The following is a 14,778-nucleotide window of genomic DNA, read 5'->3' as shown; positions in this document are numbered from 1 at the left end:
CGCACAACAGATTTCGATGCGAGCCAGCGGTACTCGCGCACCGCTTGGGGCGCAGAATCTCGACGCCGTTCCCCCTCGGACGGTTTGAGGTGATCGAGGCGGGGTAGTCCCCCGATCATGACCGTGACATACCAAACCAGTGCCGGCCGAACCGTCATCTCGATGCTGGACCGCAGCACGAACGGCACCCCGCAGCGCGATCGACTCGTACGCGCCCAGGCTGGTTTGGCCACGCTGGCCGGGGGATCCGCTCTCTCGGCGCTCGCGATCCTCACCCTGCTGTCGCCGCATCTCTGAGCAATTCGGGCTACTCGTTTTCGTGATTGCCGCACCATTGCAGGTCTATCGTGGAGAAGCACCATTAATGATCTGCAAGGAGGTTTCCGATGACGAGAAAGGTAGCTGACTGTCGTCGGTTCCCCAGCGACTCGAATTGCACGCTCACCATTTCCGGCGAGGAAGACGAAGTCCTGCGAGCGGCGGCCGAGCATGCGGTCTCGGTTCACCAGCATCAGGACAGTCCGGAATTGCGTGAACAGCTTCGCGGGATGCTCGAGGATGAGAAAGTAGCGCCGTAATCGCGCCCCGGTGGTCAACCACCGGGTCATCGATTCGGCGATAACGACGGCGTTGCCGCTGTGCGGCAACGGCGATCGTCAGTGGTTTGCGGCGTGACGCCCGGGCCGAGCGACGGTGCCGAAGTCGATGCGGGGAAGTTCCTGGGTCGGTGCATCGAGTTCACTGCGCAGGTGCGCGAGAAATTCTTCGAGACTGCTGTAGCTGGACAGGATCTGCGCCATCAACTTCAGCGCGCCACTGGTTTCGGTACCCATCGTGATCTCCCCTCGGATAGTCAGGAACCCGGGATCGCTTCCGTTCGGTCCCGGTGCAGGTGGGACCGAACGCGCCGCCCCGGGCGGGGACGGCTCACCACGCATTAGAGTAGAGACCGCCCGAGGTGTTCAGCCGATAAAACACGGCCACAATTGTGCGGATTTCGGCCATGTTGTTTCGTTCACGAACATAGCTGCCGAGTCCGCACCCGGCGGGTAGGTTCACCCCGGCGTTTCGGATAGGTTCCGAATTTCGGCAATAACGATCGCATTGCCGCCCTGCTGTTTTGCGCGATACATCGCATTGTCCGCGGAGCAGAGGGTTCGGCGAACCAGATCGTCATGGCGGGTCGGGCCGCTGCGAGTCGGGAAAGGAGCCAATCCGATGCTGGCGGTGACGGCAATGGCTCCGGTCGGTTCGGCGACGGCGCGGCGTAGTCGATCGGCTACCTCGGCGGCCGGATCAACGGGCAGGCGCACGATGATCGCGAATTCCTCTCCGCCGAAACGCGACACGATGCTGTCCGCGGGCGCGGTCCGGCGTAGCCGGTCGGCGGTGGAGATCAGGACCTCATCGCCCGCGGAGTGGCCGTGGGTGTCGTTGACGGCTTTGAAACGGTCGAGGTCGATCATCAGCACGCAGGCCGGGGCCGGTGCGGGCCGGGAGAACCAGATCGCGGCGTGATAATCCAAGCCGCGCCTGCTCAGCAGCCCAGTCAAAGGGTCGGAGAGCATTTCGCCGCGTAGCAGGGAATAGCAGAATTGCAGGCCCGGCGGCACGATGACCGCCGCCGACATACCCAGCAGCATGATCACCGCGGAGGTGATATCGCCGCCGCGCACCAGCGGTATCGCCAGCAGAACCGCAGCGAGCAGCGACCAAACCGTCTGCACGGCAAGCACTCTCGGACTGTGCAGCGCGCTGACATAGATGCCGATGATCAACAGCATCATCATCCCGACCGCGCGCACGACATATCCGGGACTCACCGCGCACACCGCCGTCACGCAGACATCGGCGATCGCAATGAGCACGAGCGATTCGGTCTCCCCCGGCCACGGCCGCAACCACCAGCGGGCACACCACACCACACCGATCCCGGCCAATAGCCACAGCAGCATTCGCGATGTCGAATCCATCGGCCGCGTCGGAGACAACACGGTCAGTACGGCGATGATCGGTGCGGCCAGACCACACAGACCTACCGCGACACGGAGTCCGTCCAATGCCGATCGGGCGTCGATCGCGTCGACCACCCATCGGTAGTCGACGTCCTCACGCCACCAGTCACGAACCAAGCGCAGATCAACGAGCACGTTCGGCCCCCTCGGTGCGGAACGAAACCTCCTGCTATCTCGATCAACGTCCGCCCGCACCAACCTCCGGCCGGATTACCGCAGTGTACGCACGGCCTATGACAGCGATCGAAGAATCGTGCGCCAGGTCACAGTTCGAGCATGGGGACCAGGAACTGGCGGGCGATCCGAGCGAGCTGCTCTTCATCCTCGAGATCGACGAGCTGGCTCGGTATCGCCAGGAATGACGCGCAGATTCGGACCATCATCTCCGCGATCAGCGGGGTGTTCAGGTCCGCCGAGATCGTGCCCGCGCGCTGTTCCACACCGAGCTGGTTGGCGACGAACTCCCGCACCATCGCCACCGCCCGGCCGCCGTCGCCGATCAGTGAGCTGGTGAACTGATCGGGTTCGGCGGTGATCAAGGTGCCGATCAGCGGGTTGCCGCGCAGTGAGCGCAACGAGCTCACGAAACCGGCGACGACGCGATCGGCCGGGGTGGTCGCGGCGGCGATATCGACCAGGAACGTATCGAAGTAGCCCCGGAACTCGCGCAGTATGACGTGCTCGACCAGATCTTCCTTGGTGGCGAATCGGCGGTAGACCGTAATGCGGGAGACCCCCGCCCGGCGGGCGACGTCCTCCATGGTCGAGCGCTGAATTCCCCAGTGCCGGAACTGTTCCGCGGCCGCGTCGAGCACGCGCGAGCGAATCCGATCGGTGTCGTCGGTCTGCTGCACCGCCTGCAAATAGGCACGTTCGATGAGGGATTTCCCGGCCGCGGGCGGCACAGCTTCCACGGTGTCCTCCTACAGACCGTTCGATGGTACGCAGCTACGTTAGCTGTTTCATTGCATCGCCGGTGTATCGCGAGGGGGCACAGGCGGTTTCGATCACCGGTTGGTCAGCGGGATCTCGATGCTCAACGGCATGCGGAGTTCGGCCAGATACCACATGGCGAATTGGCGCAGGAATTCGTCGAACATCCAGTACGGTGCATCGACCACCGGGGCCACCGACAGCACGCCCTCGCGCACGGCCACGAACGGACCCCATGCGACCTCCAACAGCGGACTCCACGCCGGTTCGCGCGGGATGGCGAGCCAGTCGGCGACCTTGTCCCCCATGATGAATCGGGTGAACGCGCCGAGCACACCCCGGCTCAGCAGCGTCAGGTCGAGGTTCGCGCCGAGATTGAGCAGCTGATTGGCCAGATCCTTACCCTCGGCGGTCGGCGCGAGGATGGGGTCGAGTTGCTGTGCGGCCTGCACGTTGGCCTGCTCCCAGGTGGCGGGCAGGTATTCGTCGCGGATGCCGAGCATATGCCCGGCCAGCTGCCAACTGTGCAGGTAGCCTTCGGATTCCGCGACGGGCATGGGCATTCGCCACGCGGTGAGCGTGCGCATGATGGTGGTCGCCAAACTGTGCCAGGTGACCATCAGATCGTCCTGGCTGATCGGGGTGACCCCGTCGGGCCAATGCGGTGAGCGCGGCAGCAGATGCCGCACCGAAGCGTGGATGATCCGGGTCTTCACGCAGGTCACGATCATTTCGCCGCCGGCGCCGTAGGCGTTGACCGTGCCGATGTCGTACCCGAATTTCGCGGTCTTGGCGATGCGGTCCTTCAGGTGCGAGCCGCCTCGGGAGTAGTACACCGCGAGCGCCTCGTGCGGGATGACCGTGGACATCATGCCGCTGGCGAACGCGTACAGCACCCCGAGGTAGAGCCCACGCTTCTTGGTGAATTCGAAGGAGCTGGCCAGCTTGCCCTGATCGGCCCAGGAGGGCAGCTGCCGAGCGGCTTCGATGAAGTCCGCCAACCCTTTCGGCAGTCCGGCGGGTACGGGTTGATCGTTGTAGACCCATGTCGCCAGCAGTCTGTTGACCTCGGGCACATCGTAGTGATCGATGACATCGGCCAGTACCGAGTCCGCGTCCGGATCGAACATCGTCATGGGATCTGCGCCGTCACCGCTGCCCACCACCGAATCGGCGGGCGACCATTTCCACGGCTCCGCCCGAGCGGTCCGCGCGGTCAGCGCCATTGCGCCGACCACTCCCAATAGCCCTCCACCGGTGCGCAATGCGTCGCGGCGGCTGAGGTGGTGTGCGTCCATCATCGAATCCTCATCGTCGAGAGATACAGAGACACAATCTGCGTTTCCCTGTATCTTCATGACAGCACATTGTTACCGCCATCACAACCGATTGCGGCACAACACCTTCCACCTGCGGGTGAATCCAGAGAAAGCTCGAATCGATGAATCCCTATGTCCTGATCCAGAACCTGCTCAACCGCCTCGACCTGGGCTCAGCGGGCAGCAGCGGCCCCGTCGCGCTGTCGCCCGGCCGCGGCTAGACAGGCCGATATGCCGAACCAGCGGGTGAGGGCGGCCTGGAGACCCTCGGTGTCCGAACCCGCCCAGGCGACGTAGCCGTCGGGGCGGATCAGCAGCGCGGGAGCGACGGGGTGGGCTGCGGTGACGCTGACGTGGCGCACCGCGTCGCTCAGGGAGTCCGCGAAGGCGGCGAGGGTGTGGTCACCGGTGAAATCGACCAGTACGGGCCGGGATTCGTGCAGGAATTCGGCGAGTCGCCGGGTGTTGCCGTCGCCGTCGATCAGGTCGAGTGGCGGGGCGAAGTAGCCGACGAGGTCGGAGGGATCGTCCTGACCCATGTCGTAACGGGTACCGGAGCCCGCCATGCCCGCCGCGAGGGTGGCGACGGTGGGCTGATGTGCCAGTAGTTCGGTGAATAGTGCACGCAGGGCGGTGATTTCGGCTCCGGGTGCGGTCAGCGCGGTTTCGGCCCGGGTATGGATCAGGAGCTCGGCGGCGGCCGGGTGGCGTTCGGTCTCGTAGGTGTCGAGCAGACCCTCCGGGGCGCGATTGTGAACGGCCGCAGCGAGTTTCCAGCCGAGGTTGGCCGCATCGTTCAGGGCGGCGTTGAGAGTGGGGCCGTGGCTGGTATGGGCGGCGTCACCGGCGAGGAATACCCGCCCCTCGCGGTATCGAGCGGCCTGGCGGGAATTGCGATTACACAGGCGGCGCAGCTGCGTGGGCGCGCCCTCGGGCGGCGGCGACAGCGGAACACGCACTCCCAGTACACGTTCGATGCTGTCTTCCATCTCGGTCAGAGTCATCTCGGGGCCGGGACCGGGATAGTTGCCCACGGGGTGTGGTTCCCATTCGGTGGTGAATACGTGCGGCCGCTCGGGGTTGTGCGGCAGCAGGATGAACATGCCGTGTTCGGTGCGGTACATCCCGACCGGGATGTCACCGAGTCCGGCGACGGCGACCTTGCCGCCGGGCAGGAATTTCAGGTGGTCGCTGGGCGCGATCAGGGCGGAGCGGTCGACGACCGCGTCGGTGACGCCCGGGAATTCGATATTGAGCCCCTTGCGGATTCGGCTGCCGCCGCCGTCGCATCCGACGAGGTATTGCGCGGTGAGGGTCGCCGATGTGCCATCGGGGGCGGTGACGAGCACCTCGACCCGCGTCTCGTTCTGCGTGAACGAGTCCACCTCCCAGCCGCGACGCACCTCGACGCCGAGTTCGGTTGCGCGCTCGGCGAATACGCGTTCGAGGTCGCGCTGGTTGATCGGTAGCGTGTAGACGGGATTGGCCTCACCGAGGATATCGAGCGGCAACGGGAGCCCGGCGTAACCGAAACGCGGGGCAGGCCGCGGCGCACCGCTCCCGCCGCAGCGTTCGTACAGACCGCGTTGATCGAGCAACCGCACGCTCTGGCCGATCAAGCCGTGGGCCTTATCGGACTGATCGGGTTCGGCGCGGCGCTCCAGCACCAGCGGGCGGACACCGGCCAGCGCGAGCTCGCAGGCCAGGAACAGGCCGGTGGGACCGCCACCGACAATGACGACATCGTGCATGACTGACTCTCCCGGGTTCGAGGCGCGACACATCCGCGATCAATGAATGCGAGAGCGCGATCCGCTAGATAAGATACTCACGCGTATCTAATTGCCCTCAGCGTACGACGGCCGATTAAGATACGCAAGCGAATCTAAACGAATGGGGCCGCACGCTGGTGAAACCACAGACGACGACATCGAGCCACGATCCGAACCCGGCCACCCGGCGGCGCGGCGCGGCCCTCGAGAGCGCGATTTTCGAGGCCGCATGGCAGGTGCTGGTCGAATACGGCTACAACGGCTTCACCTTCGAGGCGATCGCGGCGCGCGCGGGAACCAGCCGCCCGGTGCTCTATCGCCGCTGGCCGCAGCGCGAAGATCTGCTGCTGGCCACCCTCGCCCGCAATTGGCCCCCACTCGCAATTCCCGACAGCGGAAGTCTGCGCGCAGACGCCCTCGAGCTACTGCGCACCATCAATCATGGCCGGGCCCGCGCGGCGGTTCTGATGAGAATCCAACTGGCGGACTACTTCCGCGAATCCGGCACCGATTTCAACGATCTGCGCGACCGCCTTCGCCCACCCGGGGAGACGCCGCCCTTCGCGCACATCGTCCAACGCGCGGTCGCCCGCGGCGAACTCCCTTCCGCCGCACGCTCGGAACGCCTGCTGAACCTGCCCTTCGACCTGCTCCGGCACGACATGTTGATGCGTATGGACAAGGTCCCGGACGATGCCATCGTCGAGATCGTCGACGAGCTGTGGCTACCTCTGCTCGACACGCACCAGCCCGGTACGAGTGCGATGCCAGGCATAGGCGAGGAAGGCGATCAAGCCCAGTAGCGGCAGGCTGCTGACGGCCCAGCTCACGCTGAGGGGTGGGCCGGGCTGGGGTAGGACGGCGAGATCGCGGAGTTCGCCTTCGCCGTGGCCGCGGGGACCGTCCAGGGCGAAGCGGAAGGTCCAGGTGCCGTCCTTGTCCAGGGATCGCACGTCCAGGCCCCAGTCCTCGCGTTTGCGCGGGTGGTGCGAGAGGGGTTCCGAGCGGCGCACCTTGCCATTGGGCTGCACGGTGGTGAGCTTGCCGGTCATGCCCTCGGTGCCACCGTCGGGAACGAAGGTGAAGTCCAGCGATTGCATTGCGCGCAAAGGCCATTCGCTGAAGCCGACGGTCAGGTTGTACGGGCCGACGCGGACGTTCTCGGTGTGCACGATATTGACCGGTTGGTAGGCGGCGGCGGTGCCGGTGGTGGCGATGAGCGCGCAGCACAGTGCAAGTACGAAGGCGGCCAAGGGAGCCAGACGGCGGATCATGCGTGCACCTCCGGTGCGGGCGCGGTCAGGCGCAACATCGCGCCGAATCTGTGTCCGAGGAATCCGCCGAGCGCGCCCAAAACGGCTCCGGCGATGGTGGTTCCGGTGACGATGGACGACAGCGGCCAGTGCGCGTCGTAGATGAGCGTGTTCTGCTCGAACGACAGCACGGCGATGATCGCGCCGCCGATCGCACCGGCCAGCAGCGGCAACAGCCGGGCCGGGGCGGTGGTGCGGCGCAGCAGGAGATCGAGCACGATGCCCACCGGGATCAGGCAGAACGGGATCAGCGCCGGGGTGGTCGGGATGCTCCGAATATGTTCGCGCAGTGGCAATCCCACGACATCGGCGTAGGCGCGCGCGGCCCACGGCGCGAACCACCAGAACACGCCCTGAATGGCGGAGGCGAACACCGCCACGCCCGTCGCACCACCGCGCCGGAACGCCGCACCCGCGATCAGCAGCAGAATCGCCATGAACGCGGTGACCGCGACGGTCCAGCGCACGGTGCCCTGGCTCAGTCGCTGCACCGCCAGCGCGGTGACCGTGCTCGAGGTCAGCAGGTGCGCGAGCGAGACCAGCGCGCCGATCTCACCCCAGCGCTGCCCGCGCGCGGCCGCGAACACGATGACCGTGCCCACCGATATGACCGTGCTGGACAGGAAGAGTCCGATATGCGGGGGTGAGTCGATGACCGCGTCGAAGCCGTAGAGGCTGTGCCACCACAGGTCCCACAGTCCGTAGAGCAGGAACGAGGCCGCACCGAGTGCGGCGACCAGATACCCGAGCGGTGCGGTGAAGGTGCGGCCGAACACCCCGATACCTGGTCCGCCCAGTGCGGGGTCCACCTCGCGCCCGGCTCGTCCGGCCGCGGTGGTGTGCAGAATGACCGCGAGGCCGGTGAATCCGGCGACCGCGGCGCTGGCGTAGATGAACAGGTGCGGCAGGGTGAAGAAGGTGTCGGGCCCGACATCGGCGTGCCACTGGATATCCCAGGTGGATCCGATGGCGAAGGTGGCCGTGGCGGCGAACAGGATCGCCGCGGGTATCCAGGGTTTGACGACGAGCGGGGCGGACGCGGTGGCGGTGCGCCCGCCACCGTGTGCGGTGAGGTCCATTGCGGTCTCCTCGAGGTGATCGATCGGCTGCGGAATTGGCTGACTATGAGATCGATTGGCTGAGTGATCAATTGGCGCGAACGGAGAAGGTGGCCGACCCGGGTCCCTGCGGACCGGACAGTTGTACGGTGATCTCCCATTGCCCGGGCATGGGCAGGTTCACCGCGGCGCGATAGTGTCCCGGGCCGGTGGCGGTCGCGATGGCGGTCGGCAGCGCATGACCCATCTGCGGCATGGCAGGTGCCACGATCACCTTCTCCGGTGCGGCAGGATCGCCTTGCGCCGTGCGGATTTCGAGATCGACCGTATTGTCTCCGGTCCGCGCGCCGTCCCCGGCGACACTCAATGCCACCTGATACGGTCCGGCCGCGATACGTGACACCGACGCACCGCCGCCGTCGGGCCACAGCCACCAAACCGATAGCGCGGCAATGACTATGGCGGCCATCGCCGCGACTATCCCCCGGCGCGCGGTCATCGTGGAGCTCCCATCCGGACATCGACGACCGCGGGCAGCGTCAGTACGCCGTAGTCGCGCTCGGCCTGCGCCCAGACCAGATATCGGCCCGGTAGCGCGAATGTGAAGGTGAAATCGACGGTCGGTCCGTACTTCGCGACGGTCTCGTCGGCGGGCTGCGCACCCGCGGGCGGTAGCGGGGCCATGGCGTGTGCGTGCGCCCAGATCGGCGCGGTCGCGGCGGCGCTGCCGGTCGGCGTCCGCTCGGGCAGCGGGCCGACCGCGATGAGATGGCCGACCATGCCGAGCCACAGCTGGAGATCTGCCCCGCCGCCGAATCGTGCGGTGAGCGTTGCGGGTTCGCCCGCCACCGGATCGCTCACGGTGAGCGTCGCACCGGGAGGGAGGGGATCATCGGGCGCGGTCGTTCCGGGTTCTCCGGACACAGTCGGAATTGCGGGTGCGGCAACCGAAGCGTCCAACCTCGCCGCCGCCCTCAGCAATTGCACGCCACCGCCGCGCCGCGCGATCTCGGCGGCGAACGCGTACTCACCGGATTGCCCGCCGCGCAAGGAGATTCGATAGTCGCCGGGCGCGACCCGGATCGGATGGCGATGCCACAGCCGCCCGTCCGGCCCGACCACCATCAGATGCAGCAGTGCGTCATCGTTGACGAGCAGATCGTCCACGGGACGGCCGGTCGCCGAATCGGTCAGCGCCAGGTGGATATCGGCGGGATCGTTCGCCTGCACCGTCATATTCACCGGCGGCCGTGAGTAATTGACTGTTCGCGGCAGGTCCCGCTCGGGAAAGGGATCGCCCACATTGTCCGAGGTGGGATCGAGCAGGCTGCCCGCCGCACGCGGTGCGGGCGCGTAGCCCGACAGCACGGCCCCGGTCACCCCGACCGTGAGCGCGACCAGGAACGCGCCCGCGGGCAGCAGCGTCACCCATCCGCGCCGCGAGATCAACGCGGTGCCCAGAGCCACCAGCAGCATGGCCCCGGCGGTGCAGAAACCTCCGTAAGCCGCACGCTCCCACGGGGTTACCACGCGGGCGTAGACCAGGAACGGAATGCGCGCGGTGCGTTCCCCGTCGAATATCGTCAGTTCCCAGGGTCCGGCGTGATCCACCCGCAGCGTCACCGGATACGGACCCGCCTGATCGGTGAGCTGCACCGTGGCAGATCCGGCGTCACCGGCACGATCGGCGGCGGCCACCCCGAGCGTCAGCGTGCCCGCCGGTGTTCCGGCATGGGTCACGAGATCCACTTGCAGCGGCCCGGGTTCGGCGCGCCGCACGATCACCGTCAACTCCCGGTCGCCGAGCGACTGCGCCACCGTCACATCACCCCCGCTCACCGCGCCATCGGCCCGCGCCGGTCCGGCCCCGAGCACCGACAACAGCCATATCCCCACCACCCCGACGATCAGACCAGCGCCCCGCGGGCGAAATGTCAACGGCAACCGCACTGTTCCGAAGCTACCGAAACGACCACCGGTCTCGAATCCCTCTACAGAGGGATGCCACCCCGAGAAGCCCCCGATGACAGTCGGCGTGTGCGGGGACGCGCGCAACGCGGACTCGCAGCGAAACCGGCATGGCCACAGACGATTACAGCAATTCATCGCCACTCCGGGGACAGACACGCAGAATTTATGCGATACTCGAATCGCACGTGGTATTCCGTGCACGGGGAAAATGCACGCGGGGTCGCTGACCCACAGGCGGCCGTTCAACATGCGCTTTCATATCTTCCGACCCATATCGATACCGGGATCGATTCTCGCAATCAGGAGAGCCGATATGCAGACACCGGCATACACGCGCGGCTATCGCGAGGGCTATCGGGCAGGGTTCAAGGACGGCGACGCCGAACTGCCCAGGGCTTTCACTGCCGCAACACAATTGGCAGGTAATGGCGACTACCGGCAGGGCCAGTGGGACGGATACGACCGAGGTTACGAATCCGCGCTCACCGCGCGCAAGTAGTCCGGCCGCATCCACGCTACGCAAACGTCAGCAGTGTGTAGCGCCCACCTGAAGGAGAGACACGGTGCCACCTCGACCAGCACGGGTGGCACTGTGCCGCAACGCGAACCGCGCGATCGAACTATCCGGAAATTCCGAATAGTTGCACCGGCGATGGTTACCCGGGGATGGTGTCGCCTGGGAAGCCGTGGCAAAGGTGTACCTCGGGGATCAGCATTCCGGCTTGGACGCAGGGATCTTCGGCTATGAGCTTCGTGGCTTCGTCCACCGAGACAGTCATGATCGCGACGCCCGCGACGGTGTCGGAGGCCACCGGGCACAGGACGGCGATTATGCCGTCGGCGCGGAGGGAGACCATGCGGCGCTGGTGTTCGAGTTCTATTGCGTTGGCGCCGTCCATTGTTCGGTTCGGGCCCCAGTGCAGCAGCACCAGACTGTACGGTTTCGCCGTCGCGGCCACGGCTTGAATCTGTTCATCGGTCACCGTTGGTTTCATAAGCCCACATGATGCCCTTGCCACGGAGATATGACCGGGTAACGGCGCGTCGCGAGCGACTTGCCTTGTGCGGGGTCGGATTTCGGGGCGAGCGCTTGACCTGGGCGTGGCGACCGCCGGACGATCGAAGCCCAGCATGGTCGGCGAGGATGAAGCGAGATGCCGATGAGTACATCCAGTTTGAACAGTGGGAATCTGCTGCCCGCGGCGGGGGTGAACAAGGGGTCCGCGGTGGATATGGGTGGATATCTACGGGTTGGGGACTATTTCTTCAAACAGGGCCCGTTGAACGGGTTCTATGCGGTGCTGCAGGCCAACGGGGACTTGCGGTTCTACTTCGCCAAGCCCGGGGCGACCGGGGGCGCGTATGCCGATATCGATCCGGATCAGCCCTACTATTCGGTGGTCGGGGATGCCGGGGCGGCGCATATCGACAAGAGTTGGAAGTTCAATCCGGCGCAGACCAACGGGCAGTACTTCGCCGCCATTCAGAATGATGGCAACTTCGTCATCTATCGGGGCACCGGGCCCTCGGACAACCACGGACCCTGTTGGGCCACCAATACCTGGCAGAAGGGGGCCGGGCCGAAGTACTGGGCGGTGTTCGCGCCGGATGGGAACCTGCAGATCGGTTCGGCTCCGGAGGGGGTGGTTCCGGACAATGGATTCAATCCCGCGTTCATCACGTGGCAGTCGGCGCAGAGCTATCAGGCGCAGCGGGTCACCAGCGGTCACAGTTTGCAAGCCGGGCAATGGATTTCGCGCGGCATCGTATTGCCCTCGGCCAATGGGAAATACGGGATCACGCTGACCGAGACCGGTACGTTCGCGCTGGTGTGCGGCACTCAGCCGGGCAATCCGATCCAGGGTGGGACGCAGCAGTACTGGAGCAACAAGATCGCCAAACCGGCGTTCCCCTGCTTCGCGATCATGCAGACCGATGGCAATCTGTGCGTCTACAAGGGCACCGATCCGGGCCACAATCAGGGCTTGTACTGGGCGATTTCGGGCAAGGCTCGCGCGCAGGGCAGCTACGTGGCCAACCTCGACGACAACGGAACCCTCTCGGTTTTCTCCGGCAACGATCCGAACACCACTGCGGCAGCGCTGTGGAACAACGCCGCACCCGCGAATCCCACCGACAATGTGCTGACCATCGTCTCCGGTAACAACCAGACCGTCCACGGTGGCGGCATCGGCCACGACTGGGTGCCGACGGCGCCGCTATCGGTCAAGTACGGCCAGGGAAATGGCGTGCCCTTCGCGGGCGTCAAAGTCTATTTCTCGCCGTACAACCCGCAGGGCCAGGCGATGCGGATCTCCTTCGACGGCAACTCCGAGCAGGCGTACGCGAACTACACCACCGATAACACCGGCACCGCCACCACGCCGAAGGTCTACGTCTTCATCCTCGACCAGTCCGGCACCACCTTCGATATCCGCGCGGCCATCGGTGACTACAACGGAAACCCACACGTGGACTTCATCATTCACGGACTGGACCCGTAACGGCCGCGAGGCCGAAGTCCAGCCCGGACTGTGCATGTGCACGGTCTCGGCGTAATCGCCGCACCTGCGGGTCGTCCGCGGCTCACGATCGGTGCACTGCCGGAAAACTCAGGAGTGCACCATGATTCGCAGGATCGCGGCCGCGGCGGCCATCAGCGCCGCACTCATCGGAACCGGAGCCGGACTCGCGCAGGCCGAAACCCCCACGCCCGAACCGGTTGCCGCGGGCCAGACGCAGGCGCTGGTCGGTGAGCAGGTCGGCACCGTGGTGGGGACCGTGGTCGGGGTGGGCGTGGGCGCGGTGCTGGGCGGCGCGTTCGCCTGTGCGGTCACCGCGCCCGTCTGCCCGGTCGGCACCATCGTCGGGGTCGGGATCGGCGGCGTGGTGGGCGGAGCCATCGGAGCCACCGTCGGCGCGAGCGCTGGTGCGGCCCTCGGGGCACAGATCCCGGCCTGACCCGGCGCCGAACGCCTTTCACCGTCGGTTCCCTACACGCCGCCGCTCACCGGATGACCAGACTGCATGAGTCGCCGGTGCAGTCTCGACGCAGGCGACCGCCGGAGATCGTCTGCGCCAAGCCGATCAGCCAGCACATCGGGCAGCCGCGCAGGGCCACCAGCCCGACCGGCAGCAGCAGGAGCGCGCCGAAACCGAGAATCGGTGTCAGCGCGAGTGATCCGATAAGCGAGCCGAATCCGATGAGGCCGCGCACCAGGTGTGCCGAGAGGGATCGGCTGGCGAAGGACGGCTCGCCCGACCGGACCGGAGCGCTCATCGCGGTGCCTCCGCACTCGGGAAATCGAGTGCGGAGCGCACTGCTGCGCGCGCCCGATGCAACCGGGATTTCATTGCCGCCGTGCTCAATCCGACCGCATCGGCGACCGTGCCGCCCGGCAATCCCTGCACATCGCGCATGATCAGCACCCGGCGTTGATCGGGCGGCAATGCCGCGATGGCGGCTGCCACCCGCTCCACCTCGAGCCGAGCCAGCACATCGTCCTCGGCCGAGGAGACGCACAACTCGACCTCGGGTTCACCGCGCCGCGCCAGATCCGCCACCCGCCGCAGACATTCATTGCGCACGATCCGGAACATCCACGAGGCCAGCGCTCCCGTCGCCCGCAGGGTTCCGATTTTGCGGTACAGCACGATCAACGCTTCCTGCGCCGCGTCCTCGGCATCCTGACTACTCGCGCACAGCGAGAACGCGAACCGCCGCACATGGGGATGCGCCCCCGACACCAGTGCCGCGATCGACGCCTCATCCCCTTCCCGGGCGGCCGCGACCACCTGCTCCCCCGGCCATGCGCCGTACCTAGCCACGCGCCCGCCTCCTTCGCACCAACACCACGCAACTACACACCGATACGGCCGCGATCACCACGGCGACAATCCCTATGGTCATGAGATCCCTTCCTCGATGCGCGCCCGGGTGGACGCACACCCATAAGAGCGCTCAACGACCGAAAGGATTCACCATTGGGAGCCCCTGCCCCCGAGCCCCGGATCCGACTTCGATAGGGTCATCCCATGACATTCGTATTGCGTTCTGCCGCAAGTGCTCTCGCGATCACCGCGGTATCCTTCGCTGCTCCAATGGCATCGGCCCTGCCCACCGGCTCATTCGGAGCGGGCGACGGCCGCCAGGTCGTGATCGTCGACAACACCCTGGAGCTGAGCGATCTCAACTCCTGTTGGGCCAGCGGATTCCCCCGTGACATCCGCTTCGACAACCGCAGCTCCCGCAACCTGCTGGTCTTCGGCACCAAGGACTGCACCGGCGACCCGATCGCCACCGTCCCCGGAGGCACCTCGGGCACCTACTGGGGTTGGTCGGCCGTCGGAGCCTAGCCCGACAACGTTCACACGGCCCCCGGCATCTGCTGCCGGGG

At 66.1% G+C, this 14,778-nt stretch carries 19 protein-coding genes; 7 read left to right on the top strand and 12 right to left on the bottom strand.

Features of this window, described 5'->3' with window-relative positions:
• Positions 1 to 117 precede the first annotated feature (117 nt).
• Positions 118 to 297: a hypothetical protein gene (locus tag ACFC4D_RS17290; RefSeq protein WP_375958931.1), complete on the top strand. Its 180-nt coding sequence runs from the start codon at positions 118 to 120 to the stop codon at positions 295 to 297.
• Positions 298 to 386: 89 nt separating this feature from the next.
• Complete coding sequence (locus ACFC4D_RS17285) at positions 387 to 578, top strand: DUF1059 domain-containing protein (protein ID WP_364650749.1); 192 nt, start codon at positions 387 to 389, stop codon at positions 576 to 578.
• Positions 579 to 656: 78 nt separating this feature from the next.
• Here the strand turns inward: ACFC4D_RS17285 and ACFC4D_RS17280 are convergent, their stop codons facing one another.
• From ACFC4D_RS17280 to ACFC4D_RS17260, 5 genes are all read right to left on the bottom strand, one after another.
• A complete protein-coding gene (locus tag ACFC4D_RS17280) occupies positions 657 to 833 on the bottom strand; it encodes a hypothetical protein (protein ID WP_364650746.1) in 177 nt (58 codons plus the stop codon).
• Between the two features lie 222 nt (positions 834 to 1,055).
• Positions 1,056 to 2,150: a diguanylate cyclase gene (locus tag ACFC4D_RS17275; RefSeq protein ID WP_376064396.1), complete on the bottom strand. Its 1,095-nt coding sequence runs from the start codon at positions 2,148 to 2,150 to the stop codon at positions 1,056 to 1,058.
• 128 nt (positions 2,151 to 2,278) lie between these two features.
• A complete protein-coding gene (locus tag ACFC4D_RS17270; protein ID WP_375958936.1) occupies positions 2,279 to 2,929 on the bottom strand; it encodes a TetR/AcrR family transcriptional regulator in 651 nt (216 codons plus the stop codon).
• Between the two features lie 93 nt (positions 2,930 to 3,022).
• Positions 3,023 to 4,246 carry an oxygenase MpaB family protein gene (locus ACFC4D_RS17265; RefSeq protein WP_376064393.1) on the bottom strand — a complete coding sequence of 408 codons (1,224 nt, stop codon included), beginning with the start codon at positions 4,244 to 4,246 and terminating at the stop codon, positions 3,023 to 3,025.
• 194 nt (positions 4,247 to 4,440) lie between these two features.
• Positions 4,441 to 6,018 carry an FAD-dependent oxidoreductase gene (locus ACFC4D_RS17260; RefSeq protein WP_376064390.1) on the bottom strand — a complete coding sequence of 526 codons (1,578 nt, stop codon included), beginning with the start codon at positions 6,016 to 6,018 and terminating at the stop codon, positions 4,441 to 4,443.
• 158 nt (positions 6,019 to 6,176) lie between these two features.
• Between ACFC4D_RS17260 and ACFC4D_RS17255 the strand changes: the two genes are divergently transcribed.
• A complete protein-coding gene (locus tag ACFC4D_RS17255) occupies positions 6,177 to 6,842 on the top strand; it encodes a TetR/AcrR family transcriptional regulator (protein WP_376064388.1) in 666 nt (221 codons plus the stop codon).
• Here the strand turns inward: ACFC4D_RS17255 and ACFC4D_RS17250 are convergent.
• The 4 genes from ACFC4D_RS17250 to ACFC4D_RS17235 all read right to left on the bottom strand — a co-directional run bounded on the left by ACFC4D_RS17250 (position 6,765) and on the right by ACFC4D_RS17235 (position 10,360).
• Positions 6,765 to 7,313 (bottom strand): hypothetical protein, encoded by a 549-nt coding sequence (locus tag ACFC4D_RS17250; RefSeq protein WP_376064386.1) that lies wholly within the window; start codon positions 7,311 to 7,313, stop codon positions 6,765 to 6,767. The genes ACFC4D_RS17255 and ACFC4D_RS17250 overlap by 78 nt on opposite strands.
• On the bottom strand, positions 7,310 to 8,431 hold the full coding sequence (locus tag ACFC4D_RS17245) for a hypothetical protein (RefSeq protein WP_376064384.1): 1,122 nt from the start codon (positions 8,429 to 8,431) through the stop codon (positions 7,310 to 7,312). The genes ACFC4D_RS17250 and ACFC4D_RS17245 overlap by 4 nt, the downstream gene beginning before the upstream one ends.
• A 67-nt stretch (positions 8,432 to 8,498) precedes the next feature.
• Positions 8,499 to 8,909: a FixH family protein gene (locus ACFC4D_RS17240; RefSeq protein WP_376064382.1), complete on the bottom strand. Its 411-nt coding sequence runs from the start codon at positions 8,907 to 8,909 to the stop codon at positions 8,499 to 8,501.
• Positions 8,906 to 10,360, bottom strand: a complete 1,455-nt coding sequence (locus ACFC4D_RS17235) for a hypothetical protein (RefSeq protein WP_376064380.1) — start codon at positions 10,358 to 10,360, stop codon at positions 8,906 to 8,908. Before ACFC4D_RS17235 ends, ACFC4D_RS17240 begins: the two co-directional genes overlap by 4 nt.
• Positions 10,361 to 10,694: 334 nt before the next feature.
• Here ACFC4D_RS17235 and ACFC4D_RS17230 point away from each other — a divergent pair, with 334 nt between their 5' ends.
• Positions 10,695 to 10,880, top strand: a complete 186-nt coding sequence (locus tag ACFC4D_RS17230) for a hypothetical protein (protein WP_364650722.1) — start codon at positions 10,695 to 10,697, stop codon at positions 10,878 to 10,880.
• Positions 10,881 to 11,037: 157 nt separating this feature from the next.
• Here ACFC4D_RS17230 and ACFC4D_RS17225 read toward each other — a convergent pair whose 3' ends face one another.
• Entirely contained in the window at positions 11,038 to 11,364 is a 327-nt protein-coding gene (locus ACFC4D_RS17225; protein ID WP_376064378.1) for a hypothetical protein, read from the bottom strand.
• Between the two features lie 177 nt (positions 11,365 to 11,541).
• Here ACFC4D_RS17225 and ACFC4D_RS17220 point away from each other — a divergent pair, with 177 nt between their 5' ends.
• Entirely contained in the window at positions 11,542 to 12,885 is a 1,344-nt protein-coding gene (locus ACFC4D_RS17220; RefSeq protein WP_376064376.1) for a hypothetical protein, read from the top strand.
• A gap of 121 nt (positions 12,886 to 13,006) precedes the next feature.
• Positions 13,007 to 13,342 carry a hypothetical protein gene (locus ACFC4D_RS17215; RefSeq protein WP_364650713.1) on the top strand — a complete coding sequence of 112 codons (336 nt, stop codon included), beginning with the start codon at positions 13,007 to 13,009 and terminating at the stop codon, positions 13,340 to 13,342.
• Positions 13,343 to 13,388: 46 nt separating this feature from the next.
• Here the strand turns inward: ACFC4D_RS17215 and ACFC4D_RS17210 are convergent, their stop codons facing one another.
• Positions 13,389 to 13,661, bottom strand: a complete 273-nt coding sequence (locus ACFC4D_RS17210; RefSeq protein ID WP_376064373.1) for a hypothetical protein — start codon at positions 13,659 to 13,661, stop codon at positions 13,389 to 13,391.
• Positions 13,658 to 14,209 (bottom strand): RNA polymerase sigma factor, encoded by a 552-nt coding sequence (locus tag ACFC4D_RS17205; protein ID WP_364650707.1) that lies wholly within the window; start codon positions 14,207 to 14,209, stop codon positions 13,658 to 13,660. Before ACFC4D_RS17205 ends, ACFC4D_RS17210 begins: the two co-directional genes overlap by 4 nt.
• A gap of 207 nt (positions 14,210 to 14,416) precedes the next feature.
• Between ACFC4D_RS17205 and ACFC4D_RS17200 the strand changes: the two genes are divergently transcribed.
• On the top strand, positions 14,417 to 14,737 hold the full coding sequence (locus tag ACFC4D_RS17200; RefSeq protein WP_376064370.1) for a hypothetical protein: 321 nt from the start codon (positions 14,417 to 14,419) through the stop codon (positions 14,735 to 14,737).
• The last annotated feature ends 41 nt before the right edge of the window (positions 14,738 to 14,778 follow it).

The organism is Nocardia sp. NPDC056000 (assembly GCF_042269265.1).
Classification (GTDB): domain Bacteria; phylum Actinomycetota; class Actinomycetes; order Mycobacteriales; family Mycobacteriaceae; genus Nocardia.
Note: the sequence above shows the minus strand (reverse complement) of the source record. Positions and strands in the feature narration are given on the sequence as shown.

What these genes read in the sequence shown, in the direction of transcription:
- ACFC4D_RS17290 (WP_375958931.1), top strand. Translation starts at nt 118, where the DNA reads ATGACCGTGACATACCAAACCAGTGCCGGCCGAACCGTCATCTCGATG.
- ACFC4D_RS17285 (WP_364650749.1), top strand. Translation starts at nt 387, where the DNA reads ATGACGAGAAAGGTAGCTGACTGTCGTCGGTTCCCCAGCGACTCGAAT.
- ACFC4D_RS17280 (WP_364650746.1), bottom strand. Translation starts at nt 833, where the DNA reads ATGGGTACCGAAACCAGTGGCGCGCTGAAGTTGATGGCGCAGATCCTG.
- ACFC4D_RS17265 (WP_376064393.1), bottom strand. Translation starts at nt 4,246, where the DNA reads ATGGACGCACACCACCTCAGCCGCCGCGACGCATTGCGCACCGGTGGA.
- ACFC4D_RS17260 (WP_376064390.1), bottom strand. Translation starts at nt 6,018, where the DNA reads ATGCACGATGTCGTCATTGTCGGTGGCGGTCCCACCGGCCTGTTCCTG.
- ACFC4D_RS17250 (WP_376064386.1), bottom strand. Translation starts at nt 7,313, where the DNA reads ATGATCCGCCGTCTGGCTCCCTTGGCCGCCTTCGTACTTGCACTGTGC.
- ACFC4D_RS17245 (WP_376064384.1), bottom strand. Translation starts at nt 8,431, where the DNA reads ATGGACCTCACCGCACACGGTGGCGGGCGCACCGCCACCGCGTCCGCC.
- ACFC4D_RS17240 (WP_376064382.1), bottom strand. Translation starts at nt 8,909, where the DNA reads ATGACCGCGCGCCGGGGGATAGTCGCGGCGATGGCCGCCATAGTCATT.
- ACFC4D_RS17230 (WP_364650722.1), top strand. Translation starts at nt 10,695, where the DNA reads ATGCAGACACCGGCATACACGCGCGGCTATCGCGAGGGCTATCGGGCA.
- ACFC4D_RS17220 (WP_376064376.1), top strand. Translation starts at nt 11,542, where the DNA reads ATGAGTACATCCAGTTTGAACAGTGGGAATCTGCTGCCCGCGGCGGGG.
- ACFC4D_RS17215 (WP_364650713.1), top strand. Translation starts at nt 13,007, where the DNA reads ATGATTCGCAGGATCGCGGCCGCGGCGGCCATCAGCGCCGCACTCATC.
- ACFC4D_RS17210 (WP_376064373.1), bottom strand. Translation starts at nt 13,661, where the DNA reads ATGAGCGCTCCGGTCCGGTCGGGCGAGCCGTCCTTCGCCAGCCGATCC.
- ACFC4D_RS17200 (WP_376064370.1), top strand. Translation starts at nt 14,417, where the DNA reads ATGACATTCGTATTGCGTTCTGCCGCAAGTGCTCTCGCGATCACCGCG.